The organism is Citrobacter sp. VF227 (genome assembly GCF_052950715.1).
Map to the genome: position 1 here is coordinate 39,974 of NZ_JBRFVF010000002.1, position 25,539 is coordinate 65,512.

Below are 25,539 nucleotides of genomic sequence, written 5' to 3' on the forward strand. Positions count from 1 at the left end.
ATTAGTTTCCTCCCTGCAGCACGTTCATCATGCCTTTGATTTGTCCACCCAGCGCGGTCAGCCCCATTTGATATTTGAGGCTGTTGTCTGCAAATTGCGTACGCTCCCGGTCCATATCCACCGTGTTGCCATCAAGTGACGGCTGGTCAGGAATCCGGTAGAGCAGCTCCGTAGAAGGCGCAGAAAGGGCCTGGGCCGGAATGTGTTGTGCAGAGGTCAGCGTCAATGAAACGCCGCCGGTTTCTTCCCGTCCTCGCACCATGACTTTTTTTAACTCACTGGCGAAATCCAGGTCGCGCGCCTGATACCCCGGCGTGTCGGCATTGGCTATGTTGGCCGCCAACACTTCCTGGCGTTGGGCGCGCAAATTCAGCGCTTCCTGTTGAAAACGTAAGGCGGCATCGAGCTTATCGAGCATATCTCCTCCGCAAATGACAATATTCAGCCGACAGCTTAAATCCCATTACGCGCGCGTTATCGCCGGAATAAACGCAAAATGCGTCGCTATTTATTGCGTTGATGACTGCGTCACACAGGTAAAATCCTTCCACTACCTGAAAAAGCGCGAGGTTTTGATGCAAACGTTTAAACGTGGAATAGTCGTGGCAGCACTGCTGTTCAGCCCTGTGACGCTGGCGCAAGACCTGAATTCACAGCTGACGGCATGGTTTTCCCAGCGTCTGGCCGGATTTAGCGATGAGGTGGTCGTCACTATTCGAACGTCACCTAACTTACTGCCGAGCTGTGATCAACCGGCATTAAGCGTGTCTGGCAACGCAAAACTGTGGGGTAATGTGAACGTGCTGGCGCGCTGCGCTAACGAAAAACGCTATCTGCAGGTGAACGTGCAGGCCACGGGAAACTACGTTGTTGTCGCCGCGCCCGTAGCCCGAGGTAGCGCCCTGACGCCGGCCAGCGTAGCGCTGAAACGTGGTCGGTTAGACCAGCTACCGCCCCGCGCCGTGTTGGATATAAATCAGGTGCAGGATGCCGTAAGCCTGCGCGATCTGGTTCCAGGTCAGCCGATACAGCTTTCGATGTTGCGCCAGGCATGGCGGATCAAGGCCGGTCAGCGCGTTCTGGTTATCGCCAACGGAGATGGTTTTCGGGTGAATGCCGAAGGTAAAGCGCTGAACAATGCCGCCGTTGCACAGAATGCGCGAGTGCGGATGGTTTCAGGCCAGGTGGTGAGCGGTGTCGTCGATTCTGATGGGAATATTCTTATTAACCTATAATAAGTTAAAGATTTTTTAGCGTGTGCCGATAGATAATCAACCAATGAATACAGCGGGCCGCTATAGCGTAACCCCTCGATGAGGATAAACAAAATGAGCATTGATCGTACCTCACCATTGAAGCCAGTCAGTACCGTTCAGCCCCGCGAAACCAGCGATGCGCCGGTACAAAAAACGCGGAAGGAAAAAACCACCGCGACCACCAGCACCAGCGTCATGCTGAGCGACGCTCAGGCTAAACTGATGCAGCCCGGCACCAATGACATCAATATGGAACGCGTAGAAGCACTGAAAACCGCGATCCGTAACGGTGAGCTGAAAATGGACACCGGAAAAATTGCCGACTCGCTGATCCGCGAGGCGCAGAGCTACTTACAGAGTAAATAAAGTATGACTCGCTTGTCAGAAATACTTGACCAGATGACGACCGTGCTCAATGACCTGAAAACGGTAATGGATGCTGAACAGCAGCAGCTTTCCGCAGGCCATATCAATGGCAGCCAGCTACAGCGTATTACAGAAGAAAAAAGCTCTTTGCTGGCGACCCTTGATTATCTGGAGCAACAGCGTCGTCAGGAGCATGACGCCACGCGCAGCGCCAATGATGAAATTGTCGAGCGCTGGAAGACCATTACCATGAAAACACAGCACTTACGCGACCTCAACCAGCACAATGGCTGGCTGCTGGAAGGGCAGATCGAGCGTAATCAACAGGCGATCCAAGTGCTGAAACCGCACCAGGAACCGGCGCTGTACGGCGCAAACGGTCAAACCTCTGCTGCGCACCGCGGCGGAAAAAAATTCTCTATTTGATGCAAGCCTGATAACACTTTTGCTTATCAGGCCTACGCGTTCTGTAGGCCGGATACGGCGTCATACCGCCATCCGGCATTGAACTGATCTGTTACGCCGTCCGGCGCACAAACTCTTTCACTTTAAAGCCCAGCACGGCGAGCGCAGCAAAGTAAGCGGCAATACCCGCCACCACGACGGCCATCAGACGCAACAGACGCCATAACATCGTCCCCTGTGACCAGTCCGGCATGATGTAAAGCATCCCAACCAGCGCCGCCGACATCACCAGCACAGAAATTACCAGTCGCGTCAGGAACCACGTCCAACCCGGTTGGGGAGTAAAGATATTCTGCTTACGCAACTGCCAGTACAGCAATGACGCGTTCAGACATGCCGCCAGACCAATCGACAGCGACAGCCCGGCATGCTTCAGCGGCCCGATAAATGCCAGGTTCATTACCTGGGTCATAATCAGCGTTACAATGGCAATCTTTACCGGCGTTTTAATATCCTGGCGCGAATAGAAACCTGGAGCCAACACTTTCACCACGATTAAGCCAATCAAACCCACCGAGTACGCCACCAGCGCACGCTGGGTCATAGCAGCATCAAAGGCGGTAAATTTACCGTACTGGAACAGAGAAACTGTCAGCGGTTTAGCCAGAATACCCAACGCTACGGCGCTTGGTAATGCCAGCAGAAAACACAAACGCAGGCCCCAGTCCATCAAACGGCAATACTCGTCATGATTACCACTGGAAAAGCTTTTGGACAGCGATGGCAGCAGGATAGTCCCCAATGCTACGCCGAGTACGCCCGACGGAAACTCCATCAGACGGTCGGCATAGTACATCCATGAAACTGAGCCGGAGGCCAGAAACGAGGCGAAAATCGTATTGATGATCAGAGAAATTTGGCTGACAGATACCCCAAGGATCGCCGGGCCCATTTGCTTGACGACACGCATCGCCCCTGCATCGTGGAAGTTCACACGAGGAAGAACCAGCATGCCAATTTTCTTCAGATGCGGAAGCTGATAAACCAGCTGTAACACGCCACCAACGGTAACGGCCCATGCCAGCGCCAGCACCGGTGGATGAAAATATGGGGCTGCAAACAGCGCGAAGCCGATCATGCTGATATTCAGAAACGTGGGCGCAAACGCCGGAATGGAAAAGCGATTCCAGGTGTTCAGGATTGCCCCGACCAGCGAGGCCAGTGAGATCAGCAAAATATACGGAAAGGTGATCCGCAGCAGTTGAGTGGTCAGCGCAAATTTATCCGCCGTGTCGGCAAAACCGGGCGCGGTGACTAAAATCACCCACGGCGCAGCCAGCATCCCGGCAACCGTCACCACTGCCAGCGCCAGGGTCAACAGCCCGGAAACGTAAGCGACAAAGACGCGGGTCGCATCTTCTCCCTGCTTACTTTTATATTCGGCCAGAATAGGCACAAATGCCTGCGAAAAAGCACCTTCGGCAAAGATTCGGCGCAGCAGGTTAGGAAGTTTGAATGCCACAAAAAAGGCATCTGTCGCCATCCCTGCGCCAAAGATTCTGGCGACAATCGCATCACGCGCAAAACCCAGTACGCGTGAAAACATCGTCATCGAGCTGACGGCTGCCAGCGACTTTAATAAATTCATCTATGTTGTATTCCAGACTCTGAGGCAAAGCCCCGCATAATCAGCCCGTTTACCGGATAAGACATAAGCGCCACTATCCGGTAATCTCGCAGTGCCTGCTGGCAACGCTTTTGCGTCTTATCAAGCCAACAAATCAGCCAGGGGTTGAAAAGAGGTGTTATTTTTGAGTTGGCATATAGTACCTGGATTACATTGAATTACTACCGCCAGATGTTACAGGGGGTTATTCCGCCATCGCTTCTCGCCACAGCATTTCGACAACGCGCTGGGCCATTAGCGCCTGTTCGCCTGCCGTCTGCGGAACCGTCTGATTTTGCACGCACTCAATAAAATGACGTGCGCATCCGGCAAAACCACGCTGTTCCAGGGTGGTTTGCCAGCCAGCCACTGGCTTGTGCACCACGCCTTGCCCACGTTCTTCCCGCCATTCACGCATATCCGTAACGTCAATCAGGCCACCGTCCGTCACCGCCTGAACGATCTCGCGCTGGCTACCAGCACGACGATGCATACTGGTGGTTATCTGCATTTGTCCGACAGAAAAATGGTGCTCAGCATAGAGCATCGCACCGGATTCATTGGTTAATAGCGTACCGTTATTTAACTGCGCCGTCCCTCCAGCCAGCCATAATGCGGTATCGACCACGTGCAGATAGTCGTCCAGCAGAGTGAAGCGCAGATCGTGCGGACCGACGCTGTCCGTACGGTGCTTATCCATGCGCACGGACGTCGCCTGACTCAACTGAGCTTTGAGATCCTGATACAGCGGTGCAAACCGGCGGTTAAACCCTACCATCAGCGTCAATTTTTTTCGCTCGGCCAGTTCCACCAGTTGTTCAGCCTCACGCAGGCTTTCAGCCAGCGGTTTATCTACGCACACATGAACACCAGCATTCAGCAGTTCGCTTACCACCGCAAAGTGCGTCGCGGTGCTGGAATGCACGAAAACCGCATCACAGGTTTGCGCCAGATTCACCAGTGAATCAACATAAGGGATCCGCCAGGTATCACAGATACGCTGCGCTTTTTCCCGCGAAGGTGAAAATGCCCCTTCCAACGTCCAGTCTGCACTGGTGCCCAGCACAGGCAGCCAGGCCTTTTGTGCTATCCCGCCGAGACCGACAACGCCGACACGTAATTTATTCACATTAATCTCCCAGATGCGCAAGCAAGGAATCAAGCCGCTGCTTTAGCTCCGCGACTTCGGTTTCCAGCGCCTCAACCCGTGCCAGCAGATCACCCGAGGCTGCCGGGAGTTCATCTGCCGAGGCGATCGCCTCATCAACCTCACCGCAAAACAAGTGCATATAACGGCTTTCACGTTTACCCGGCTCACGCGCCAGGCGAATCACATAAGGACCATCTTCCCGGGTCGCTAGTTTCTCCAGCGTTGACTCCACTTCGGCCATATCGCTGAATTCATACATACGAGATGCACGGCTACGCAGTTCGCCTGGCGTCTGAGCACCGCGCAGCAACAACGTGGTAATCAGCGCGACTTCTCCCGCGCTGAGCTTAAGATTGCCGAACTCAGAGTTGCAAAAACGCTGCTCATATTTCGTGACGCGATTGCCAAAGCCGCTCACCGTGCGCAGAAAATGCCGTTTTACCAGGTTATCAAGCTGATCCTGCACTTCCGATTCCGACAGGTTCATCACCGGTTCACGATTCGTTTTTTGATTACAGGCGGTTACGACGCCATTAACGGAGAGTGGGTACTGTTCGGGTGTGGTGACTTGTTTTTCTAATAAACAGCCGATCACTCGCGCTTCGGTGGCGGTTAATTCGTATTTCATCGTCTTCTCCATTAATCGTGGCTGCATCTGAAAGTTAGCGGCCAGGGGTCCATTCTGATGTGGTTAATGCCGTCAGCACGTGATCACGCCACTGCCCGTCAATCAGCAGGTAGTCTTTGGCATAGCCTTCTTTTTCAAAACCCAGTCGCGCCAACAGATCACCGCTGCGCTTATTATGTGGCATGTAATTCGCCATGATGCGGTGAATATGCTGCGATCGCTGCATATAGCGGATGGCTGAGGTTAAGGCTTCATACATCAATCCCTGCCCCTGCCACTTCTGCCCAATAGAGTACCCGAGATAACAGGCGTGAAAAGACCCCCGCACCACGTTCGAGAAGTTCGCGACGCCGATAATCTCTTTTTCCTCCGGATCGAGCAGCGCAAAATAATAAGCAGTGCCCTGTTTATGAAACTCAGAGATCATACCGAGACGCGCCTGCCAGCCGGACGGATAACAGTGGCTTTCATCGCGAATAGGTTCCCAGGGTTTTAAGAAATGACGATTTTCTGCGTAATAATCTGCCAGACGCCAGGCATCACGCTCATGCACTAAACGCACGACCAGGTGGTCCGTGGTTAAGCGCACTTTTGGCACGTTACTGCGATAGCCAAACATTCTATACCTACTCCTTCCCGTAACGTCTTCAATACGCTATTCGCATTACTATACCTGTGCAAATACACCCTGTGAAAAGAGCAAAATGCCATTTTTTGAATTATTCACACATTTTGATGAAAACTCTCTATCAAGACGGACTTTTGATAAAAAAATATTGTCCCGCGAAGGGTGGGAAAAGCGATGACGACACCGCAGAATAGGAGGTGCTTATCTTTTAAACTCTATCCAGAGTGACGAGTTTTTCCCTGGAGGGGAAATGTCGCAAGTCTCGCAGGCAAGGAACCTGGGTAAATACTTCCTTCTCATCGATAATATGCTGGTCGTGCTGGGTTTTTTCGTCGTTTTCCCGCTGATCTCAATTCGTTTCGTCGACCAGATGGGCTGGGCTGCGGTGATGGTCGGTATCGCACTTGGATTACGCCAATTTATCCAGCAGGGATTGGGTATTTTTGGCGGTGCTATTGCCGACCGTTTTGGCGCCAAGCCGATGATCGTCACCGGCATGCTGATGCGCGCTGCCGGGTTCGCCACCATGGGTATTGCCCATGAACCGTGGCTACTGTGGTTTTCCTGCTTCCTCTCTGGGCTGGGCGGCACCCTCTTCGACCCTCCCCGCTCGGCGCTGGTAGTCAAGCTGATCCGCCCGGAAAAGCGCGGGCGCTTTTTCTCTATTCTGATGATGCAGGATAGCGCCGGAGCCGTAGTCGGCGCGTTGCTCGGCAGTTGGTTGTTGCAATACGATTTCCGCCTGGTTTGCGCCGTAGGCGCGATTTTGTTCGTTCTGTGCGCGGCGTTTAACGCGTGGTTGCTTCCGGCATGGAAGCTCTCGACAGTGAAAATTCCGGTGCGTGAAGGAATGAGCCACGTGATGCATGACAAACGCTTTGTCACCTACGTGCTGACGCTGGCGGGCTATTACATGCTGGCCGTACAAGTGATGTTGATGCTGCCTATCATGGTGAACGACATCGCTGGCTCACCGGCCGCCGTGAAATGGATGTATGCCATCGAGGCGTGTCTCTCTTTAACGCTGCTGTACCCAATTGCCCGCTGGAGTGAAAAACGCTTCCGCCTTGAGCACCGTCTGATGGCTGGTCTGTTGGTGATGTCACTAAGCATGATGCCGATCGGGCTGGTCGGGAATCTGCAGCAGTTGTTCACTCTGATTTGCACGTTCTATATTGGCTCGATCATCGCCGAACCGGCGCGTGAAACCCTCAGCGCTTCGTTGGCGAATGCCCGGGCCCGCGGAAGCTACATGGGATTCAGCCGACTGGGGCTCGCCATCGGCGGCGCAATTGGCTATATCGGCGGCGGCTGGCTGTTTGATATGGGTAAAGCGCTGGCGCAGCCTGAACTGCCCTGGATGATGCTCGGTATCATCGGCTTCATCACGTTCCTCGCGTTGGGCTGGCAATTCAGTCTCAAACGCCCAACCCGCGGTATGCTGGAGCCAGACGCCTGATAACCGAACCAGCGTCCAGACGTTTTTCAGTTTTTTCTGCTGGCGTCCGGGGCGCTGGTACTCGATGATGCTTTGTGTCACGATTACGCCACATGCATCATGTTGAGGAACCCCATGAAAAAGTTTTTTTTTGCCGCTGCACTGATTGTCGGCGGCCTGTTGGTTGGTTGTAATCAACTCACGCAATACACGGTTAGCGAGCAAGAAATTAATCAAGCCCTGGCAAAGCATAATAACTTTTCAAAAGACATCGGTTTGCCCGGCGTTGCTGAAGCACATATCGTACTGAATAATCTCGCCAGCCAGATTGGCCGTGAAGAGCCTAACAAAGTAACCCTGACCGGCGACGCAAACCTGGATATGAACTCCCTGTTTGGCAGTCAGAAAGCGACCATGAAGCTAAAGCTCAAAGCCTTACCGGTTTTCAATAAAGAAAAAGGCGCGATTTATCTGCAAGAGATGGAGGTCGTGGACGCCACCGTCACGCCGGAAAAAATGCAGTCGGTACTGCAAACGCTGATGCCTTATTTAAATCAATCGCTGCGTAACTATTTCAACCAGCAGCCAGCGTACATTCTGAAGGAAGACAGCAGCCAGGGTGAAGCGCTGGCGAAAAAACTGGCGAAAGGTATTGAGGTCAAACCGGGCGAAATCATCATCCCGTTCACCGACTAATAAAACTGAGGGCGCTGATGCGCCCTTTTTTGCGATATTACATTTATTCTGCAAGTAAAGTAATCGTGTGACCATCAAGTACGATCTTCCGGGCATCATCAGGATCGAACGCATCGCGTTTCACGATTAGCCGCCAGTTTCCCTTCTTCCTATCCGGATCGCGAAACAACGCGACTATCCGCCGGTTGAGCGGGTACCCAATCCAACGCCTGCGCAATATTCTCTGCCAGCGTTTCAGTAAAACTTTCCTCTACCCGTTGTAGTACTGCTTGTGGTGTCAGAATATGTTGGGTCAGGCGATTCCCCAGCAGCAGCGCAACAGCTGCTTCTCCAGTCCCTTCAGGCTTATCGGGATCAACCTGTAACGCAATAATGAGTAGCACTGTCTCTTCGCGGATTCGATCATCCAGCCAGTTGTCGACCACGCTCACTCCATGCCCGATAACAGGCTCCAGGCATTGACGTATATCGTAGTTTTCCCATGCGTTACGCCAGAGAGAATGCAACCGCTGGGCGGGTAATGACGTATTCACTTCAAACAGCAGAGCGACCGGGTGATTCTCCGGTAGTTGCTTAAGATGGCGTGCAATTCCTGCGACTAATCTGTTAAAAATTTGCTGAATCAGGTCATCTCGCGTCATTCCGCTCTGGATTGGCAGCCTACTTAGACGATAACTGTTATTGCCGTGCCATGAAGGCTGCATATGCAAGATTTGTTTATTCTGGGTCAACGCCCCCACTGATGAGATATTCGTCTGTTCAGGCTCGTTATGCGCGGTGATAAATGTACTGTGTAATATCTGTAACGCGCGCCGCCCACGTCGAACTTCACTTAACAACAGTTCTTCCCTTCGTTTATTCCAGGTGTTAGCCTGAATTAATGCCGGAAGATAAATCATCATGCGCAACCAGATTGCGGTTAGCCAAACGATAAATGGCAGCACGACCGCTATTATCCAGAATGCCGGTGCGTCAAATGACATTCCGGTAAAATAGCCCCAACCGAAGCCAGGAATCAGTAATCCCGCAAGGCTTTTGAACCAACGGCTACCGATCGGAAAATCGGGTTTCTGAGCCGCAGGAGGGATCAGCTTTAATTTAACGGGCATGATTTATAATCGCTAAAGGGAAACGGGAACGGCAAAATACGGTAAAAACGGGCTTACAGTCTGGCGTCACTCACGGCGCCGTGCGGGATTCAGTGTCCATCTCTTCCGGCCAGTGAATATGTCCCCACTGCTGGGGATGCTCCGCAAACCGCGCTTCCTCTGGTACCGGCTGGTACTGCATATAGCGGCAGCAGTAGCACCACAACTCGCGCAATGCTTCCGGGTCTCCCACCGTCCACGTCAGCGCAAAGCGTTCCCGGACCCGGTTGGTCCCCGGCTGGCACACCGCGCCGTGCAGCTGATAACCCTGGTTATAACGTCCGGCCTCAAAGGTGATTTCTCCGCGCACTTCATCCCAGTGAAACACGCGGATCTCCACCGGCCATTCTGTCCACGGGTTCCAGCTGCTGCGCCGGTATTCATAAATATAGATTTTCTGCCGTTTCCGGTTTAAACGCACAGGGGTACCACGGGGCGTGTGATAGGTCATTCTGATTAAAAGTTTAAAAAAAGAGAGGAAAAAGACTACACCCATCATTGAGACTAGAAAAATTCTTATATCCCACCAAAATAATATAGGGCTAATTGAAAAGAAAAAAATAAACGGCACTAAGAGAAAGGCAAAAGTATCACCTCCGCTCCATGAAATCTGATTTTCATAACGGGGAATTTCCAGCCAGATATCATTCTTTTCATTCAGCCAGATAGTATTGGGCTCCACACTATGCTCCAGCCACTGAACCGGCAGATCCGCCTGCCATCTTTCCGCCTGCGGGCTCAACACGGAGCGGCGATAGAAAGGGTTTCCAGGATGTTCTCCTGGCATTGTATCAGCGCTCTGGCACTGTTTAGTTGTTCCGCCGGAGGATACTGAGGCGCGACGCTGCGCTTTATTCCCTGATTTCTGATTAGCCATACCTCACCCCTTGATATTAACCGTTAATGACAGGACATCTTGCGGATTGTATTTATTTTTCCAGTAGGCACGGGTTTCACCCGCCCCTGGATAAGAGCCTGCGCGTCAAACTCTGCGCACCAGACGCCCCATGGATGCATAACGCCTATCCGGGAAATACCTTCATCATCGAGGGAGTTAAGCAACGTTTGCTGCTGGAAGTACTGGGGAGAAAGGAGGATTCCTTTTGTCCACAACGGACGACAGATCTTCATAGCACCTCCTGTGCATTCGCGTTTCAATTCTGGCATAACGTAAATTAATACTTAAGCCAAAATTATTTGTTATGTAATTAATTATTATCATGAATATAATTACGTTTGATAATAAAAAATTTTACGAACAACAACAAGAGCAAGAGGCACTAAACACAGCCGTTATTTCTATCTGGTACCGAGACTTTTTTACGTGCAAACGAAAACGTTTCCGCTTATCCTTTGTTTCCGGCAAAAAAGACTATCCTCAGCCGGAGCATATTGATGACTGCACCATCCCAGGTTTTAAAGATCCGCCGCCCAGACGACTGGCATCTTCACTTTCGCGATGGCGACATGTTAAAAACTGTCGTGCCCTATACCAGTGAAGTCTATGGTCGCGCCATTGTGATGCCGAACCTGGCTACGCCCGTCACCACGGTTGACGCGGCTATCGCTTACCGCCAGCGCATTCTGGACGCGGTACCTGTCGGACACGATTTCACGCCATTAATGACCTGCTACTTAACGGATACGCTGGACCCCAACGAGCTGGAACGTGGATTTAACGAGGGCGTTTTCACCGCCGCAAAACTCTATCCGGCCAATGCCACCACCAACTCAACGCATGGCGTAACCTCTGTTGATGCCATCATGCCTGTGCTGGAACGGATGGAAAAATTAGGTATGCCGCTGCTGGTGCATGGTGAAGTGACGCATGCGGATATCGATATTTTCGATCGTGAAGCGCGTTTTATTGAAACGGTGATGGAACCGCTGCGTCAGCGTTTGACTGCGCTGAAAGTGGTGTTTGAACATATCACCACTAAAGATGCTGCCGAATACGTGCGGGACGGTAACGAGCTTCTGGCGGCGACCATTACGCCACAGCATCTGATGTTTAACCGCAACCACATGCTGGTCGGCGGGATTCGCCCGCACCTGTACTGTCTGCCAATCCTTAAACGTAACGTCCATCAACAGGCGCTGCGTGAACTGGTCGCCAGCGGATTTAGCCGTGCGTTCCTTGGTACCGACTCAGCGCCGCATGCGCGTCATCGTAAAGAATCAAGTTGCGGCTGTGCCGGGTGTTTTAACGCCCCGACCGCGCTGGGCAGCTATGCCACCGTGTTTGAAGAGATGAACGCGCTGGCGCATTTCGAAGCCTTCTGCTCACTCAATGGCCCGCAGTTCTACGGCTTACCGGTGAACGAGAGCTTTATTGAGCTGGAACGCCTCGAACACCGGGTTCCGGAGAGCATTGCGCTGAAAGACGATACGCTGGTGCCTTTCCTGGGTGGCGAAACGGTACGCTGGTCAGTAAAAAGCTAAAAAAAGTGTAGCCAATTGCTGCGGATAACTGTATAAATAAACAGTATATTCCACAGGGGGCTACTATGCGTATTGAAGTCACTATTGCTAAAACTTCACCTTTACCTGCCGGTGCAATTGACGCACTGGCGGGCGAACTCTCCCGTCGTATTCATCATCATTTTCCGGATAACGAAGGTAATGTTACCGTCCGTTATGCTGGCGCAAACAATCTGTCGGTCATTGGCGCGACAAAAGAGGACAAAGAACGCATCAGCGAGATCCTGCAGGAGACATGGGAAAGCGCAGATGACTGGTTCATCAACGAATAAATAATGATATGCAGTGATGTTTTTTTGCCGGGTCGCCCCGGCTTTTTTATACGCACTATCTTTTAATCAATCGCGCATTCCTTACAACGAACTTTTAATTTAATAATTAATTCCTGGTCATATTTTAACCACAACACCAAAATAATTGTGCAACATGCTAAAAAAAAATGAATAACATGTTGGTTTCTTAGTCAGAAAACGCTGAAAACAAAAAATTTATGCACTGCCCTCTTTAAATTTTCAATGAATACCCTTATTTATTGATATACTGAAGTTGCTTCAGAAAAAACGCATTGAACCTCGAAAACCGTTGTCTAGTAACACGAATTAGGGGGCATGATGGAAAAGAATAATGAAGTCATTCAGACTCATCCACTTGTAGGATGGGACATCAGCACTGTTGATAGCTATGATGCGCTGATGCTGCGTTTGCACTACCAGACCCCGAATCGCCCGGACCCGGATGGGACTGAAGTTGGTCAAACGCTCTGGTTAACCACTGATGTTGCCAGGCAATTTATTTCGATATTAGAAGCAGGAATCGCTAAAATTGAATCCGGCGATTACCAGGTAAATGAGTATCAGCGACATTAAACCTGATACATCCAACCATCAAAAGGCACCTTATCGGTGCCTTTCTTATTTCCAGGTTGAATATTCCGGGTCAGTTATTTACTCTGCTATACCTGTCATACTTCAAGTTGCATGTGCGTTGGCTTTCCTCGCTCACCCCAGTCACGTACTTATGTACGCTCCCGGGGATTCGCTGTGTCGCCGCCTTCCTGCAACTCGAATTATTTAAGGTATACTATCGCGATTGCAGAGAGAAGCGGATGAAATACGACTTAATCATTATTGGCAGCGGTTCCGTGGGTGCCGCAGCCGGATACTATGCCACTCGCGCCGGTCTGAAGGTACTGATGATCGATGCGCATATGCCCCCGCATCAGCAGGGCAGCCACCACGGCGACACTCGATTAATTCGTCATGCTTATGGCGAAGGTGAAAAATACGTTCCGCTGGTGCTGCGTGCGCAAACATTATGGGATGAACTGTCCACCCAAAATGAAGAGCCAATTTTTGTTCGCTCCGGTGTTATCAATCTCGGTCCGGCAGATTCCACCTTCTTAGCAACCGCGGCGCAAAGTGCAAAACAGTGGCAACTCAATGTTGAACAACTGGATGCAGAAGCCATCATGGCTCGCTGGCCAGAGATTCGCGTACCTGAAAACTATATCGGCCTGTTTGAAGCCGAGTCAGGTTTTTTACGCAGTGAATTAGCGATTAAAACCTGGATCCGCCTGGCAGAAGAAGCCGGTTGTGCGCAGCTATTTAAATGCCCGGTCAGCGCAATTCACCACAGTGATGATGGCGTGACGGTAGAAACCGCCGACGGTGACTATCACGCGCAAAAAGCGGTGATTTGCGCCGGAACCTGGGTGCAGGCATTGGTGCCTGAACTACCAATACAACCGGTACGTAAAGTGTTCGCCTGGTATCAGGCTGATGGGCGCTACAGCGTTAAGAATAACTTCCCTGCTTTCACCGGCGAACTGCCAAATGGCGATCAATACTACGGTTTCCCGGCAGAAAACGATGAGCTAAAAATTGGTAAGCACAATGGCGGGCAGGTAATTCATTCTGCAGATGAACGTAAGCCGTTTGCCGCTGTCGCCAGCGACGGTTCTGAAGCCTTCCCATTCCTGCGCACAATTCTGCCAGGCGTTGGCTGCTGCCTGCACGGTGCGTCCTGCACCTATGATAACTCACCGGATGAAGACTTCATTATTGATACTCTACCGGAGCATGACAACACGCTGATCGTTACCGGGCTAAGCGGACATGGCTTTAAGTTTGCCTCCGTACTGGGAGAGATTGCGGCAGACTTCGCCCAGAATAAACCGTCTGACTTTGACCTGACTCCCTTCAGGTTGAGCCGCTTTAAGCGATAATAAATGGATGGCCTCGTTGATGAGGCCATTTTTAATGACAGGAATAACGTTGATGCGTCGCATCTTTCACTATCTGGTTAATAATATTCGCGAGCACCTTATGCTCTACATTATTTTATGGTCGCTGCTGGCAATCATGGATGTGATATATATTATGTTTTTTTAATCTTGTTGCGCTGACAATAATTGACACAAACTGATATTAACTTAAAATTCATTGCAATTAACTGAATAATAGAAACAACCCCAACCCCGTCAAATTAAGCCTTAACTTCCGCCACCCTCTGATTCCTTGATGATTACTTAATAATTTAATCAATTTTATTGAATTAAAAATAAATATCATCATCATTGTTATTTATTAGTTGCATTAATGTCTTTTCCGCGCCATTTTCATTCACTTCTGAAATATCTAATGGTGTGATTATGCAATTCAATAATAGTCCTCAGCGCTATGGCGTGGTGTCTGCCGCATTACACTGGCTGATTGCGATTGCTGTATATGGCATGTTTGCGCTGGGCTTGTGGATGGTCACACTCAGCTATTACGACGGCTGGTATCACCAGGCCCCAGAACTGCATAAAAGCATCGGCGTTCTGCTCATGTTAGGGCTGGTTATTCGCGTTGTCTGGCGGTGGATCTCACCACCGCCTCCTGCGTTGGCAAACTATTCCCGTTTTACTCGCATCGCTGCGGCTCTGGGTCACCTCGCGCTATACACCTTGCTGTTTTCTATTGTCATTAGCGGGTATTTGATTTCCACCGCTGATGGCAAAGCGATAAGCGTATTTGGCTGGTTCGATATTCCTGCGACCCTTGCTAATGCGGGCGCTCAGGCCGACCTCGCCGGTAGCCTGCATCTGTGGCTTGCGTGGAGCGTAGTGATTTTATCGCTTCTGCACGGCGTGATGGCGCTGAAACATCACTTTATCGATAACGACGATACCCTCAATCGCATGTTGGGAAAATCGTCATCTGACTATGGAGCTTAAAATGAAAAAAAACCTGCTGGGACTTACACTCGCCTCTCTGTTATTCACCACCGGGTCGGCCGTGGCGGCAGATTACAAAATTGACAAAGAAGGACAGCATGCCTTTGTTAATTTCCGTATTCAGCATCTGGGTTACAGTTGGCTGTACGGCACATTTAAAGATTTCGACGGTACGTTTACCTTTAATGAGAAAAACCCCGCAGCCGATAAGGTAAACGTGACCATCAACACCAATAGCGTTGACACCAATCACGCCGAACGCGATAAGCATCTGCGCAGCGCAGACTTCCTTAACGTTGCTAAATTCCCGCAAGCGACCTTTAACTCCACCAGCGTGAAAAAAGAAGGAAACGACCTTGATATCACGGGTAATCTGACCCTGAACGGCGTTACCAAGCCCGTTACGCTGGACGCAAAACTAATCGGTCAGGGCGGCGATCCGTGGGGCGGCACGCGCGCTGGTTTTGAAGCACAAGGGAAAATTAAGTTAAAAGACTTCAACATCACCACCGATCTCGGCCCCGCGTCTCAGGAGGTCGATCTGATCATCTCAGTGGAAGGTGTGCAACAGAAGTAACGTGTGAATGGCCGGATGGGGCTCAAGCCACCACCCGGCATAGCGACTATTGCGCAGGATCCGGAATCCCCAGTTTGGTATTCAGGCGACCGCGTGACTTATTAAAGATTTTGTTGCCATTTTCACGCCCCGCGCGACGACGGCGTTGCTCCTCTTCCGGCAACTCACTCTCTTCGCAACACTGCTCGCTACAGCAGCCTTTAAACTTCTGCGCACAGGACGGACACTGGATAAACAGCAGATGGCAGCCGTCATTTTTGCAATTTGTATGGCTGTCGCAGGCGGTTCCACACTGATGGCAATGCGCAATAACATCTTCAGAGATCCTTTCGCCCATCCGCTCGTCAAAAACAAAGTTTTTACCCACGAAGCGCACCGGAAGTCCCTGTTCTCGCGCCTTGCGGGCATATTCAATAATACCGCCTTCAATGTGCCAGACTTTACTAAATCCATTGTGTTTCATCCAGGCACTGGCCTTCTCACAACGTATGCCGCCCGTGCAGTACATAACGATTTTTTTATCTTTATGCTCCTGCATCATTTCAACCGCTTTCGGTAACTGATCGCGGAACGTGTCTGCCGGGATCTCCAGCGCATTCTCGAAATGGCCCACCTCATATTCATAGTGATTACGCATATCAATAAATACCGCGTCAGGATCGTCCAGCATGGCATTCACTTCCGCCGCCTTCAGGTAATCACCCACGTTGCTGGCATCAAAGTTCGGATCGTCAATCCCATCCGCCACAATGCGTTCGCGCACTTTCATACGTAGCACCCAGAAAGATTTCCCGTCATCATCCAGCGCGATATTCAGACGTAATCCGTTTAATGCGGGGTCAAACGCATACAGTTGCTGGCGGAGTGCCTCGACATTGCTTTGCGGCACGCTGATTTGCGCGTTGATGCCTTCATGGGCAAGATACACGCGCCCAAAGACGTTCAACGCAGTGAACATCTGGTACAACGCATCTCGTGTGAGTTGAGGATCATTGATCGTGAAATATTTATAGAACGAGATGGTTGTGCGCGGCTCAGTCTCGGCCAGCATTTTGGCTTTAAGAGCATCGTTTGAAATGCGGTTGTGTAACACTGGCATGGTGTACGTATCCTGCAAAAAGGGAGAAAATGAAAATCGGCGGCATAATAAAGCAAACATCGCCAATTTACATCCACACATTTTACGCTACATTTCTTACTCCATTATAAAATCGCAACAACAATTGCTGATTTAATCACCACTCTCCCGTCGCAAATTTTTGATACGCGCGAAAAAATGCGACAATACAGGGAATTGGTCGTTTGAAGACAGGATAGACATGACGAATTTACCCAAGTTTTCGGCTGCGTTACTGCATCCACGTTATTGGTTAACCTGGCTGGGCATTGGCATCCTTTGGTTAATCGTGCAGTTACCCTACCCGATTCTTTATAAGTTAGGCTGCGCATTAGGTCGACTGGCGTTACGTTTGATGAAACGTCGGGCTAAAATTGTTTCCCGTAATCTTGAACTGTGCTTTCCACAGATGGGCGAACATGAACGCCAGCAGATGGTCGTCAGGAACTTCGAGTCTGTGGGCATGGGCGTGATGGAAACTGGAATGGCCTGGTTTTGGTCCGACAAGCGCATTTCACGCTGGACAGAAGTTATCGGGATGGAACATATCCGCGACGTTCAGGCGCAAAAGCGGGGAATTTTGTTAGTGGGCCTGCACTTTTTGACTCTGGAACTGGGTGCGCGCCAGTTTGGCTTGCAGGAGCCGGGGATCGGCGTGTATCGCCCTAACGACAACCCGCTGCTCGACTGGCTACAAACCTGGGGGCGTATGCGCTCGAATAAATCAATGCTCGATCGTAAAGACCTGAAAGGAATGATTAAAGCGTTGAAAAAAGGCGAAGTGGTTTGGTATGCGCCGGATCATGACTACGGTCCTCGCGCCAGCGTGTTTGTCCCGCTTTTTGCTGTTGAGCAGGCCGCAACAACCTCCGGAACATGGATGCTGTCACGCATGTCGAACGCCTGCCTGGTACCGTTTGTTCCTCGCCGCAAGCCGGACGGCAAAGGATATCAATTGATTATGCTGCCTGCGGAGTGTTCACCACCGTTAGACGACGCGGAAACTACGGCGGCGTGGATGAATAAGATCGTTGAACAATGCATCATGATGGCGCCAGAGCAGTATATGTGGCTGCACCGACGCTTCAAGACGCGTCCCGAAGGCTCCCCTTCCCTGTACTAAAGCACTGTTGCAGTCCACTGGACTGCAACCCCTTTCCTACCCACTTTAGGTTTAACTGCTATCCGCATTGCAGCAACTATCTACCAGGCGCATAATTAGCCTGCTTACTTATATTCAATCGATAGCGCAAACAGCGCGCCACACTGCGGAACGCTATGTCACCCACAGAAGCTCCCATAAACTGGAAACGTAACCTCACCGTTGCCTGGCTGGGTTGTTTTTTAACCGGCGCAGCATTTAGCCTGGTTATGCCCTTTTTACCCCTCTATGTCGAGAGTCTCGGCGTCACAGGTCATAGCGCCCTGAACATATGGTCAGGCCTGGTCTTCAGCATCACTTTTCTCTTTTCCGCCATCGCCTCTCCTTTCTGGGGTGGTCTTGCCGATCGCAAAGGGCGAAAAATCATGCTGCTGCGTTCCGCGTTGGGCATGGCTATTGTGATGCTGCTGATGGGCCTGGCGCAAAATATCTGGCAGTTCTTGATCCTGCGAGCACTATTGGGGCTACTCGGCGGTTTCATTCCCAACGCCAATGCACTGATCGCCACCCAGGTTCCGCGCAATAAAAGCGGATGGGCGCTGGGAACGTTATCAACCGGTGGCGTCAGCGGCGCACTCCTCGGACCGCTGGCAGGAGGCTTACTTGCCGACCAGTATGGGCTACGCCCCGTTTTCTTTATTACCGCCAGCGTGCTGCTACTCTGCTTTATTCTGACGTTATTTTTTATTCGCGAGCATTTCCAGCCGGTGAGCAAGAAAGAAATGCTGCACATTCGCGAAGTTGTAGCCTCGTTAAAGAACCCCAAACTGGTGCTGAGCCTGTTTGTTACAACGCTGATAATCCAGGTAGCAACCGGCTCCATCGCGCCAATTCTGACGTTGTACGTTCGGGAACTGGCCGGCAACGTCAGTAATATCGCTTTTATCAGCGGCATGATTGCCTCTGTACCTGGTGTAGCTGCGTTAATTAGCGCTCCAAGGCTTGGCAAACTCGGTGACCGAATTGGCCCAGAGAAGATCCTGATTGTTGCTTTGGTCATTTCCGTGCTGCTGCTTATTCCAATGTCGTTTGTACAATCGCCCTGGCAACTTGGCGTGTTGCGCTTTTTATTGGGTGCAGCCGACGGGGCTCTGCTCCCGGCGGTACAAACGCTGCTGGTCTATAACTCGACCAATCAGATCGCCGGGCGTATTTTCAGTTATAACCAGTCATTTCGTGATATCGGCAACGTAACGGGGCCGTTAATGGGGGCGGCAATATCCGCCAACTATGGTTTTCGCGCCGTGTTCTGCGTGACCGCGGGCATCGTGCTGTTTAACGCTCTCTACTCGTGGAATAGCCTGCGCCGTCGCCGAAGCGCTGAGGCCGCTGGATGAATTTCGTGTATTCATACTTGCAATATCGCAGAATCAACTATTATTTCCCTGAATGCTTCATTAAATCAAAGGGAGACTCCGATGACCATGTATGCCACGCTGGAAGAAGCCATTGATGCCGCTCGTGAACAATTTTTGGCAGATAACCCCGATCTTGAACCTGACGAAGCCAGTGTCGGGCAGTTAAACGTACAAAAATACGTGCTACAGGATGGGGACATCATGTGGCAGGCGGAATTTTTTGCTGACGAAGAGAGTGATGAAGGCGAATGTCTGCCAATGCTGAGCGGTGAAGCGGCGCAGAGCGTTTTTGATGACGACTATGACGAGATTGAAATCCGTCAGGAGTGGCAGGAAGAAAACACCCTTCATGAATGGGATGAAGGTGAATTCCAGCTGGAACCTCCCCTTGATACTGAAGAGGGTCAAACCGCAGCCGATGAATGGGATGAGCGATAGTTACTCGTAAGGTCCATGATGAATATCGAGCGGTAGCAGCAACGTATCAAACACCAGCGAAAAAGGCAGGTCGAGAATGGTGACGTAGCGCCATGCGGAGTCGCGGACATCCCATTGCACGCCCGGATAGTATTGGTTTCCGTGCCCTTGTCCTGGGATGGTTCGGCTAATAATACTGCCGCATCCGCTCAGGAAGAACACCATGATCCCCACAGCTAATATTCGCACCTGATACCTCCCGACTCTTTTATTCAGTATAAAAAAATACCGGCACCAGGCCGGTATTTTCACGTCATAGAACGCTTATTCTTTCCTGAGCGCCAGCGGGTTCAGAGTCAGCCCCTGATAGTAATTCACCCAAGAAGAATACTTATCAGGTGAATTCCAGACGCGGTAATGTAATCGCGCCATCGTTACTGGATCGCTCAACAAGACCAGGCGGCGGTCACGGTTCAGTTTCTCCGGCGTTTCGTTCAGCGCCTGCTCCACATGACGGTCGCGGGCTATCTCAAGCACGTTGCTGGCACGGTGACGCGCAGTCGCCATTGCCGTTGCCAGAGCGTTAAACGACGGGTTAAACACCGCATGCATAAAGCCGTCGTTCAGCGTACGATTGCGGTTCATCACCAGGTAGGTATCTGTATCTACCAACACCTGCGGCGGAGAATATTCTTCCGGGATCAGGAACAGCTTCCAGCGCTTGGTACGTAACCCAACCGTGGAACGACTGGAAATCACGGAAACAAACGGCGACAGGATCAGCGAGAAAACGATCGGTGCCAACCAGAACAGGAAACGCAGATCCAGCCAGGCCATACCCACAGCCCACACCAGCCCCAGTAGTAACTGAGAGCCGTGACGCATAAACGCTTCCCCCCACGGGGTGGAATCGTCATCACGCTGCGGGGAATTCCACACGACTTCCCATCCGAGGAAAGCGCTCACGACGAAGACGGTATGGAACAGCATACGCACCGGTGCCAGCAGCACGGAGAACAGAACCTCCAGCAGCAGCGACAGCGTAACGCGGATGAACCCACCGTACTCTTTCGTCCCTTTACACCAGATGAGCAAAATACTCAGCAGCTTCGGCAGGAACAGCAGCACCATCGTCGAAGCAAACAGTGCGATCGCCAGTTCAGGACGCCACTGCGGCCATACCGGGAACAACTGGCGTGGTTGCAGGAAGTACTGCGGTTCCGTTAACGCGTGAACCACCTGTAATGCCGTAGACAGCGCGAGGAACATAAACCAGAGTGGCGCGGACAGATAGGACATAACGCCGGTCAGGAATACCGCGCGGTGAACCGGGTGCATCCCCTTAACCAGGAACAGACGGAAGTTCATCAGGTTGCCGTGGCACCAGCGTCGGTCACGCTTGAGTTCATCCAGCAGGTTCGGTGGCAGCTCTTCATAAGAGCCCGGCAGATCGTAAGCAATCCACACGCCCCAGCCGGCACGCCGCATCAACGCCGCTTCCACGAAGTCATGGGAGAGGATCGAGCCCGCAAACGAGCCTTCGCCCGGTAACGGCGCAAGCGCACAGTGCTCGATAAACGGCTTCACGCGGATAATTGCGTTGTGGCCCCAGTAGTGTGATTCGCCTAACTGCCAGAAGTGAAGTCCGGCAGTGAACAGCGGCCCATACACACGGGTCGCAAACTGCTGGCAGCGCGCATACAGCGTATCCATACCGGAAGCCTTCGGTGAAGACTGGATAATCCCGGCATTCGGATTGGCTTCCATCAGGCGTACCAGTCCGCTCAGACAGTCACCGCTCATTACGGAGTCCGCGTCCAGCACTACCATGTAGCTGTACTGATTTCCCCAGCGACGGCAGAAGTCATCAATGTTGCCGCTTTTACGCTTCACGCGACGACGACGACGACGGTAGAAAATTTGCCCCTCGCCCTGCACTTCGGCAATCAGCTCCATCCACGCTTTTTGTTCTGCTACGCAGATATCGGGGTTGTAGCTGTCGCTCAGGATGTAAACATCGAAATGCTCAGCATTGCCCGTTGCTTTGACCGACTCCCACGTGGCACGAAGTCCCGCGAAAACGCGGTCAACGTCCTCGTTACAGATAGGCATAATCAACGCGGTACGGTGTTCAGGATTCAGCGGTTCATCCCCTACCGTTGAGGCAGAGATACTGTACTTATCTCGTCCAATCAGCAGTTGCAGGAAGCCCATCAGCGCGGTCCAGAACCCCGCTGATACCCAACAGAAAAGCACGGCAAACAAAATAAGGATGCCGGTCTGGAGCATGTAAGGCAGCAGTTGCATAAAGGAGACCCACAAATCCTGCCCCATCATGTCTGCAGGATTAATGAATGCCCACCCCTGGTACGGAAGGATTGTCTTCATATACCAGGTTGCGACGACCGTTTGCGCCAGTGTTAAGATCAACAGCGTATAGCGACGAATGGTGCCAACGGTACGCCATTTTTGCTCGCTCACTTGTTCTTCTTTCGTCAAACGAGAAAGATAACGCGGCGTCACATCACGCCCTCGCAGACGATCCCAAAAACGGCCGACCGGGTTGGTACGCCAGGGATCGGGGAACATAGAGGTGCGCGTTGCTTTTGGCATCGCCTGTAGCTGATCGCGCCCTTCATCGTCCTTAATCAACTGATCTTTAGCCACAGAATCCGGCCATGCTTGCTCAAGGCGAGCTTTTACAGAACCCTGCGGTGAATCATCTTCGCGCGAGTACGTACGATGCTCAGCATCCAGCGCCTGATGAACGGCGCGGATGTCAGTTTTCGGCAGTGCCGCTTTTTCGATATCCGAAAGCGGCATTGCATCAATATACTCAGTTGTCTTATTCATTGGCAGGTAACTGGTAGCTCCAGGTTTCACTCAGCGTCTGATCGGCATTTACCAGGGCAGCACGCATTTCAGTGGTTTTCTTCACGTCTTTCACTTTCACGCGCAATACCAAACGCCAACCTTTAGTGACCGGATTGTAGCGCACGGTGTTTTCAACGATTTCACCGTTGTCGCCAATACTGGTTTGTGCGGTAACAGGCGTATCCTGCGGCAGCTTTTTCATATCGGTGCCAGTAAAGTCCACCACAAACGCGATGGTACCGTCAGGCTGACGAATCAGGTTGGACTGTTTAACATCACCGGTAGAACGACGGGTCTGTTGTACCCAGGCATTATCAGGCGCATGAAGCTTGTCTTCATCGCGCGTGAACGTCAGGGTATATTTAAAGTTCATTTCTTTACCGGCTTCAGGCAGCTGATCCGGCGTCCAGTACGCAACGATGTTATCGTTCGTTTCATCGTTAGTTGGAATTTCAACTAACTCAATCTTACCTTTGCCCCAATCGCCTTTTGGCGTGATCCAGGCGCTTGGGCGCAGATCGTAGCGATCGTCGATGTCTTCAAAACGCGAGAACTGACGGCCACGCTGCAACAGACCGAAACCTTGCGGATTTTCCATAGCAAAGCTGCTCACCGCGAGATGTTTCGGGTTATTCAGCGGACGCCAAATCCATTCGCCGTTGCCAGCGTGGATGGACAAACCGTTAGAGTCATGCAGTTCTGGACGATAGTTAGTCGTCGGAGAAGGCTGGTTTGGTCCGTACAGGAACATACTGGTTAACGGTGCAACGCCAAGTTTGCCCACTTTGTCGCGCAGATAAACCTTGGACTGAACATCGACTACCGTGTCACGACCAGGAATGATGACAAAGCGATACGCTCCGGTTGCACGCGGAGAATCCAGTAAGGCATAAATGGTTAAACGTTTATCAGTTGGTTTCGGACGCTCGATCCAAAACTCACGAAAGCGGGGAAATTCTTCACCAGAAGGCAGAGCGGTATCTATCGCGAGACCGCGCGCAGAAAGGCCGTAGACCTGGCCTGCACCCAGAACACGGAAATAGCTGGCACCGAGCATGCTGACGATTTCGTCGTTTTTATCTTTGCTGTTGATCGGATACAGCACTTTGAACCCGGCGAAACCGAGATCTTTTACCGTGTCTTTATCATGCTGAACATCGCCGAAATTAAAGTAATCTGGGCTGTATTTGATTCTTTTCACCGCAGTAGCGGTCACTTCGTTGATTTTGACCGGCGTGTCGAAGTACATACCCTGGTGGTAGAACTCGAGCTTAAATGGGGTCTTAAGATTGCTCCAGTAGGCTTTATCATGATTAAACTGGATCTGCTGATAATCCGCATATTTCATGTCGCGGAAAACGGAGGGCAAGTTACTTTTTGGCGCCTCATAGCCTTTATCGGCTAAGGATTGAGCTTGTTTTGCAACATCATCAATGCTGAATGCCCAGCTCGATGATGTGTACAGCGTTAACATGACTGCTGCACCCAACCAACGCATTTTCATCATTTGTAGTTTATGTTTCATAATTAGTAAGCACTTCCCCCTTTGTGTGCTTATATTGATCCGATCCATTTTAATGGATAATCGGGTATTCCGACAACTGAATCCCTGTATTGTTCGCGCGCTGGCTTATGGTTTAAGCAGGTTCGTCTGCCTGTTTTCACTTTGCGTGCTTATCCTGGAGACAGGTTGTTAGACTTCGTGTAGGGTTGCCTTCGAATGTAACCATTATTCGTCTTAGGGATAAGACGAAAAGTCTGAGAATACATAACTGTCTATGAGCTCTGTATCACCACCACGCGAATATTTTCTTGACTCCATCCGTGCCTGGCTAATGTTGTTAGGGATCCCGTTCCATATTTCATTGATCTACTCCACCCACACCTGGCATGTGAACAGCGCAGAACCATCGTGGTGGTTGACCTTGTTTAATGACTTTATCCATGCTTTTCGCATGCAAGTCTTCTTTGTCATTTCGGGTTATTTTTCCTACATGCTATTTCTACGCTATCCGTTAAAGCGCTGGTGGAAAGTACGTGTGGAACGCGTGGGGATCCCGATGCTAACTGCGATTCCATTGCTTACGCTACCGCAATTTATCATGCTGCAGTACGTGAAAGGAAAAGCAGACAGCTGGCATACTCTCAGCAGCTACGAGAAATACAATGCGCTGGCCTGGGAGCTGATTTCCCATCTGTGGTTTTTACTGGTTCTGGTGGTGTTAACGACCGTAAGCATGTGGATGTTCACCCAGATGAAAAACAGATTAACGCAAAGCGACATCGGCAGTTCGCCTTCGGTGTCGATGACAAAATTAACGCTGATTTTTGCAGTGCTTGGTATCGGTTATGCCGCCGTCAGAAGGACTATTTTCATCTTTTATCCTTCGATTCTCAGCGACGGTATGTTCAATTTTGTCGTTATGCAAACGCTGTTCTATGTGCCTTTCTTTATGCTCGGCGCGCTGGCGTTTATCAATCCTAATTTGAAAGCGCTGTTTACCACACCGTCGCGCGGTTGCACGCTGGGAGCCGCATGCGCATTTGTCGCCTATCTGCTCAATCAGCGCTATGGTAACGGTGATGCCTGGATGTATGAATCTGAATATGTCATTACCATGGTCATGGGCTTGTGGATGGTGAACGTCGTCTTTTCACTTGGTCACCGCTTACTGAATTTCCAGTCAGCCCGCGTGACCTATTTTGTCAACGCATCCCTGTTTATCTATCTGGTGCATCATCCGTTAACACTGTTTTTTGGCGCTTACATTACTCCGCATATCTCGTCGAATCTGCTGGGTTTTCTCTGTGGTCTACTGTTTGTGGTCGGGATTGCGGTAATACTGTACGAAATCCATTTACGCATACCGGTGCTGAAGTTTCTCTTTTCGGGTAAACCACCCGTTAAGCAGGATAAAAACAAGGCCGTAGCCCGTTAGTTTTTCTTTCAACCAT

Annotated in this window: 28 protein-coding genes; 16 read left to right on the plus strand and 12 right to left on the minus strand. The window is 51.0% G+C overall.

The window, feature by feature from the left end; all coding sequences use genetic code 11:
• Window position 1: 1 nt before the first annotated feature.
• The gene (flgB, locus tag ACU8YC_RS07630) at window positions 2–418 is read right to left on the minus strand and encodes a flagellar basal body rod protein FlgB (protein WP_187252647.1); all 417 of its coding nucleotides are present in this window, start codon (window positions 416–418) and stop codon (window positions 2–4) included.
• Window positions 419–575: 157 nt separating this feature from the next.
• Here flgB and flgA point away from each other — a divergent pair, with 157 nt between their 5' ends.
• The 3 genes from flgA (at window position 576) to flgN (ending at window position 2,048) form a co-directional block, all read left to right on the plus strand.
• Complete coding sequence (flgA, locus tag ACU8YC_RS07635; RefSeq protein ID WP_252838154.1) at window positions 576–1,235, plus strand: flagellar basal body P-ring formation chaperone FlgA; 660 nt, start codon at window positions 576–578, stop codon at window positions 1,233–1,235.
• Window positions 1,236–1,328: 93 nt separating this feature from the next.
• A complete protein-coding gene (flgM, locus tag ACU8YC_RS07640; protein WP_016152624.1) occupies window positions 1,329–1,622 on the plus strand; it encodes a flagellar biosynthesis anti-sigma factor FlgM in 294 nt (97 codons plus the stop codon).
• A gap of 3 nt (window positions 1,623–1,625) precedes the next feature.
• Window positions 1,626–2,048 carry a flagella biosynthesis chaperone FlgN gene (flgN, locus tag ACU8YC_RS07645; RefSeq protein WP_187252649.1) on the plus strand — a complete coding sequence of 141 codons (423 nt, stop codon included), beginning with the start codon at window positions 1,626–1,628 and terminating at the stop codon, window positions 2,046–2,048.
• Window positions 2,049–2,139: 91 nt separating this feature from the next.
• Here flgN and murJ read toward each other — a convergent pair whose 3' ends face one another.
• The 4 genes from murJ to rimJ form a co-directional block, all read right to left on the minus strand.
• Window positions 2,140–3,675, minus strand: a complete 1,536-nt coding sequence (gene murJ / locus ACU8YC_RS07650; protein ID WP_151219682.1) for a murein biosynthesis integral membrane protein MurJ — start codon at window positions 3,673–3,675, stop codon at window positions 2,140–2,142.
• A gap of 223 nt (window positions 3,676–3,898) precedes the next feature.
• On the minus strand, window positions 3,899–4,822 hold the full coding sequence (locus ACU8YC_RS07655; RefSeq protein ID WP_210904955.1) for a Gfo/Idh/MocA family protein: 924 nt from the start codon (window positions 4,820–4,822) through the stop codon (window positions 3,899–3,901).
• Window position 4,823: 1 nt separating this feature from the next.
• Window positions 4,824–5,471: a YceH family protein gene (locus ACU8YC_RS07660; RefSeq protein WP_151219680.1), complete on the minus strand. Its 648-nt coding sequence runs from the start codon at window positions 5,469–5,471 to the stop codon at window positions 4,824–4,826.
• 34 nt (window positions 5,472–5,505) lie between these two features.
• Entirely contained in the window at window positions 5,506–6,090 is a 585-nt protein-coding gene (gene rimJ, locus ACU8YC_RS07665) for a ribosomal protein S5-alanine N-acetyltransferase (protein WP_151225237.1), read from the minus strand.
• A gap of 259 nt (window positions 6,091–6,349) precedes the next feature.
• Here rimJ and mdtH point away from each other — a divergent pair, with 259 nt between their 5' ends.
• On the plus strand, window positions 6,350–7,558 hold the full coding sequence (gene mdtH / locus ACU8YC_RS07670) for a multidrug efflux MFS transporter MdtH (protein WP_151225235.1): 1,209 nt from the start codon (window positions 6,350–6,352) through the stop codon (window positions 7,556–7,558).
• A gap of 114 nt (window positions 7,559–7,672) precedes the next feature.
• Window positions 7,673–8,233, plus strand: coding sequence for a lipoprotein (locus tag ACU8YC_RS07675; protein ID WP_187252652.1), 561 nt, complete (start codon window positions 7,673–7,675; stop codon window positions 8,231–8,233).
• A 149-nt stretch (window positions 8,234–8,382) separates the two neighbouring features.
• On the opposite strand, the gene ACU8YC_RS07680 is transcribed toward ACU8YC_RS07675, so the two are convergent.
• From ACU8YC_RS07680 to ACU8YC_RS07690, 3 genes are all read right to left on the minus strand, one after another.
• Entirely contained in the window at window positions 8,383–9,342 is a 960-nt protein-coding gene (locus ACU8YC_RS07680) for a hypothetical protein (protein ID WP_446895177.1), read from the minus strand.
• Window positions 9,343–9,412: 70 nt separating this feature from the next.
• Window positions 9,413–10,258, minus strand: a complete 846-nt coding sequence (locus tag ACU8YC_RS07685; protein ID WP_446895178.1) for a DUF6708 domain-containing protein — start codon at window positions 10,256–10,258, stop codon at window positions 9,413–9,415.
• Window positions 10,259–10,281: 23 nt separating this feature from the next.
• The gene (locus tag ACU8YC_RS07690) at window positions 10,282–10,512 is read right to left on the minus strand and encodes a hypothetical protein (RefSeq protein ID WP_446895179.1); all 231 of its coding nucleotides are present in this window, start codon (window positions 10,510–10,512) and stop codon (window positions 10,282–10,284) included.
• Between the two features lie 264 nt (window positions 10,513–10,776).
• On the opposite strand from ACU8YC_RS07690, the gene pyrC reads away from it, so the two are divergent.
• From pyrC to ACU8YC_RS07725, 7 genes are all read left to right on the plus strand, one after another.
• Window positions 10,777–11,823 (plus strand): dihydroorotase, encoded by a 1,047-nt coding sequence (gene pyrC / locus ACU8YC_RS07695; RefSeq protein WP_446895180.1) that lies wholly within the window; start codon window positions 10,777–10,779, stop codon window positions 11,821–11,823.
• A gap of 65 nt (window positions 11,824–11,888) precedes the next feature.
• A complete protein-coding gene (gene dinI / locus ACU8YC_RS07700) occupies window positions 11,889–12,134 on the plus strand; it encodes a DNA damage-inducible protein I (RefSeq protein WP_006685106.1) in 246 nt (81 codons plus the stop codon).
• Window positions 12,135–12,473: 339 nt separating this feature from the next.
• Window positions 12,474–12,728: a biofilm formation regulator BssS gene (gene bssS / locus ACU8YC_RS07705; RefSeq protein ID WP_003036154.1), complete on the plus strand. Its 255-nt coding sequence runs from the start codon at window positions 12,474–12,476 to the stop codon at window positions 12,726–12,728.
• Between the two features lie 239 nt (window positions 12,729–12,967).
• Window positions 12,968–14,086 (plus strand): N-methyl-L-tryptophan oxidase, encoded by a 1,119-nt coding sequence (gene solA, locus ACU8YC_RS07710; protein WP_151225224.1) that lies wholly within the window; start codon window positions 12,968–12,970, stop codon window positions 14,084–14,086.
• A 52-nt stretch (window positions 14,087–14,138) separates the two neighbouring features.
• Window positions 14,139–14,252, plus strand: a complete 114-nt coding sequence (locus tag ACU8YC_RS07715) for a YceO family protein (protein WP_003036148.1) — start codon at window positions 14,139–14,141, stop codon at window positions 14,250–14,252.
• Between the two features lie 260 nt (window positions 14,253–14,512).
• A complete protein-coding gene (locus ACU8YC_RS07720; protein WP_151219670.1) occupies window positions 14,513–15,079 on the plus strand; it encodes a cytochrome b in 567 nt (188 codons plus the stop codon).
• A 1-nt stretch (window position 15,080) separates the two neighbouring features.
• Window positions 15,081–15,656, plus strand: coding sequence for a YceI family protein (locus ACU8YC_RS07725; RefSeq protein WP_414438115.1), 576 nt, complete (start codon window positions 15,081–15,083; stop codon window positions 15,654–15,656).
• 46 nt (window positions 15,657–15,702) lie between these two features.
• On the opposite strand, the gene trhO is transcribed toward ACU8YC_RS07725, so the two are convergent.
• Window positions 15,703–16,755 carry an oxygen-dependent tRNA uridine(34) hydroxylase TrhO gene (gene trhO / locus ACU8YC_RS07730; RefSeq protein ID WP_187260040.1) on the minus strand — a complete coding sequence of 351 codons (1,053 nt, stop codon included), beginning with the start codon at window positions 16,753–16,755 and terminating at the stop codon, window positions 15,703–15,705.
• 220 nt (window positions 16,756–16,975) lie between these two features.
• Between trhO and ACU8YC_RS07735 the strand changes: the two genes are divergently transcribed.
• The 3 genes from ACU8YC_RS07735 to ACU8YC_RS07745 all read left to right on the plus strand — a co-directional run bounded on the left by ACU8YC_RS07735 (window position 16,976) and on the right by ACU8YC_RS07745 (window position 19,731).
• Window positions 16,976–17,896, plus strand: coding sequence for a Kdo(2)-lipid IV(A) acyltransferase (locus ACU8YC_RS07735; protein ID WP_151219668.1), 921 nt, complete (start codon window positions 16,976–16,978; stop codon window positions 17,894–17,896).
• A 155-nt stretch (window positions 17,897–18,051) separates the two neighbouring features.
• Complete coding sequence (gene mdtG, locus ACU8YC_RS07740) at window positions 18,052–19,272, plus strand: multidrug efflux MFS transporter MdtG (protein ID WP_446895181.1); 1,221 nt, start codon at window positions 18,052–18,054, stop codon at window positions 19,270–19,272.
• A gap of 81 nt (window positions 19,273–19,353) precedes the next feature.
• Window positions 19,354–19,731: a MysB family protein gene (locus ACU8YC_RS07745; protein ID WP_446895182.1), complete on the plus strand. Its 378-nt coding sequence runs from the start codon at window positions 19,354–19,356 to the stop codon at window positions 19,729–19,731.
• Here the strand turns inward: ACU8YC_RS07745 and ACU8YC_RS07750 are convergent, their stop codons facing one another.
• The 3 genes from ACU8YC_RS07750 to mdoG all read right to left on the minus strand — a co-directional run bounded on the left by ACU8YC_RS07750 (window position 19,732) and on the right by mdoG (window position 24,091).
• On the minus strand, window positions 19,732–19,959 hold the full coding sequence (locus ACU8YC_RS07750) for a YceK/YidQ family lipoprotein (RefSeq protein WP_087052693.1): 228 nt from the start codon (window positions 19,957–19,959) through the stop codon (window positions 19,732–19,734).
• A 75-nt stretch (window positions 19,960–20,034) separates the two neighbouring features.
• Window positions 20,035–22,563, minus strand: coding sequence for a glucans biosynthesis glucosyltransferase MdoH (gene mdoH / locus ACU8YC_RS07755; protein WP_151219667.1), 2,529 nt, complete (start codon window positions 22,561–22,563; stop codon window positions 20,035–20,037).
• A complete protein-coding gene (gene mdoG / locus ACU8YC_RS07760; RefSeq protein ID WP_151219666.1) occupies window positions 22,556–24,091 on the minus strand; it encodes a glucans biosynthesis protein MdoG in 1,536 nt (511 codons plus the stop codon). Before mdoG ends, mdoH begins: the two co-directional genes overlap by 8 nt.
• Before the next feature lie 271 nt (window positions 24,092–24,362).
• On the opposite strand from mdoG, the gene mdoC reads away from it, so the two are divergent.
• Entirely contained in the window at window positions 24,363–25,523 is a 1,161-nt protein-coding gene (gene mdoC / locus ACU8YC_RS07765; RefSeq protein WP_151219665.1) for a glucans biosynthesis protein MdoC, read from the plus strand.
• The last annotated feature ends 16 nt before the right edge of the window (window positions 25,524–25,539 follow it).

Coding starts and splice junctions, on each gene's coding strand:
- ACU8YC_RS07725 (WP_414438115.1), top strand. CDS start 15,081: ATGAAAAAAAACCTGCTGGGACTTACACTCGCCTCTCTGTTATTCACC.
- trhO (WP_187260040.1), bottom strand. CDS start 16,755: ATGCCAGTGTTACACAACCGCATTTCAAACGATGCTCTTAAAGCCAAA.
- ACU8YC_RS07680 (WP_446895177.1), bottom strand. CDS start 9,342: ATGCCCGTTAAATTAAAGCTGATCCCTCCTGCGGCTCAGAAACCCGAT.
- ACU8YC_RS07715 (WP_003036148.1), top strand. CDS start 14,139: ATGCGTCGCATCTTTCACTATCTGGTTAATAATATTCGCGAGCACCTT.
- bssS (WP_003036154.1), top strand. CDS start 12,474: ATGGAAAAGAATAATGAAGTCATTCAGACTCATCCACTTGTAGGATGG.
- flgA (WP_252838154.1), top strand. CDS start 576: ATGCAAACGTTTAAACGTGGAATAGTCGTGGCAGCACTGCTGTTCAGC.
- flgN (WP_187252649.1), top strand. CDS start 1,626: ATGACTCGCTTGTCAGAAATACTTGACCAGATGACGACCGTGCTCAAT.
- mdoC (WP_151219665.1), top strand. CDS start 24,363: ATGAGCTCTGTATCACCACCACGCGAATATTTTCTTGACTCCATCCGT.
- flgB (WP_187252647.1), bottom strand. CDS start 418: ATGCTCGATAAGCTCGATGCCGCCTTACGTTTTCAACAGGAAGCGCTG.
- solA (WP_151225224.1), top strand. CDS start 12,968: ATGAAATACGACTTAATCATTATTGGCAGCGGTTCCGTGGGTGCCGCA.
- ACU8YC_RS07735 (WP_151219668.1), top strand. CDS start 16,976: ATGACGAATTTACCCAAGTTTTCGGCTGCGTTACTGCATCCACGTTAT.
- ACU8YC_RS07745 (WP_446895182.1), top strand. CDS start 19,354: ATGACCATGTATGCCACGCTGGAAGAAGCCATTGATGCCGCTCGTGAA.
- flgM (WP_016152624.1), top strand. CDS start 1,329: ATGAGCATTGATCGTACCTCACCATTGAAGCCAGTCAGTACCGTTCAG.
- ACU8YC_RS07690 (WP_446895179.1), bottom strand. CDS start 10,512: ATGAAGATCTGTCGTCCGTTGTGGACAAAAGGAATCCTCCTTTCTCCC.
- ACU8YC_RS07720 (WP_151219670.1), top strand. CDS start 14,513: ATGCAATTCAATAATAGTCCTCAGCGCTATGGCGTGGTGTCTGCCGCA.
- mdtG (WP_446895181.1), top strand. CDS start 18,052: ATGTCACCCACAGAAGCTCCCATAAACTGGAAACGTAACCTCACCGTT.
- ACU8YC_RS07685 (WP_446895178.1), bottom strand. CDS start 10,258: ATGGCTAATCAGAAATCAGGGAATAAAGCGCAGCGTCGCGCCTCAGTA.
- mdtH (WP_151225235.1), top strand. CDS start 6,350: ATGTCGCAAGTCTCGCAGGCAAGGAACCTGGGTAAATACTTCCTTCTC.
- murJ (WP_151219682.1), bottom strand. CDS start 3,675: ATGAATTTATTAAAGTCGCTGGCAGCCGTCAGCTCGATGACGATGTTT.
- dinI (WP_006685106.1), top strand. CDS start 11,889: ATGCGTATTGAAGTCACTATTGCTAAAACTTCACCTTTACCTGCCGGT.
- mdoG (WP_151219666.1), bottom strand. CDS start 24,091: ATGATGAAAATGCGTTGGTTGGGTGCAGCAGTCATGTTAACGCTGTAC.
- pyrC (WP_446895180.1), top strand. CDS start 10,777: ATGACTGCACCATCCCAGGTTTTAAAGATCCGCCGCCCAGACGACTGG.
- rimJ (WP_151225237.1), bottom strand. CDS start 6,090: ATGTTTGGCTATCGCAGTAACGTGCCAAAAGTGCGCTTAACCACGGAC.
- ACU8YC_RS07675 (WP_187252652.1), top strand. CDS start 7,673: ATGAAAAAGTTTTTTTTTGCCGCTGCACTGATTGTCGGCGGCCTGTTG.
- ACU8YC_RS07660 (WP_151219680.1), bottom strand. CDS start 5,471: ATGAAATACGAATTAACCGCCACCGAAGCGCGAGTGATCGGCTGTTTA.
- mdoH (WP_151219667.1), bottom strand. CDS start 22,563: ATGAATAAGACAACTGAGTATATTGATGCAATGCCGCTTTCGGATATC.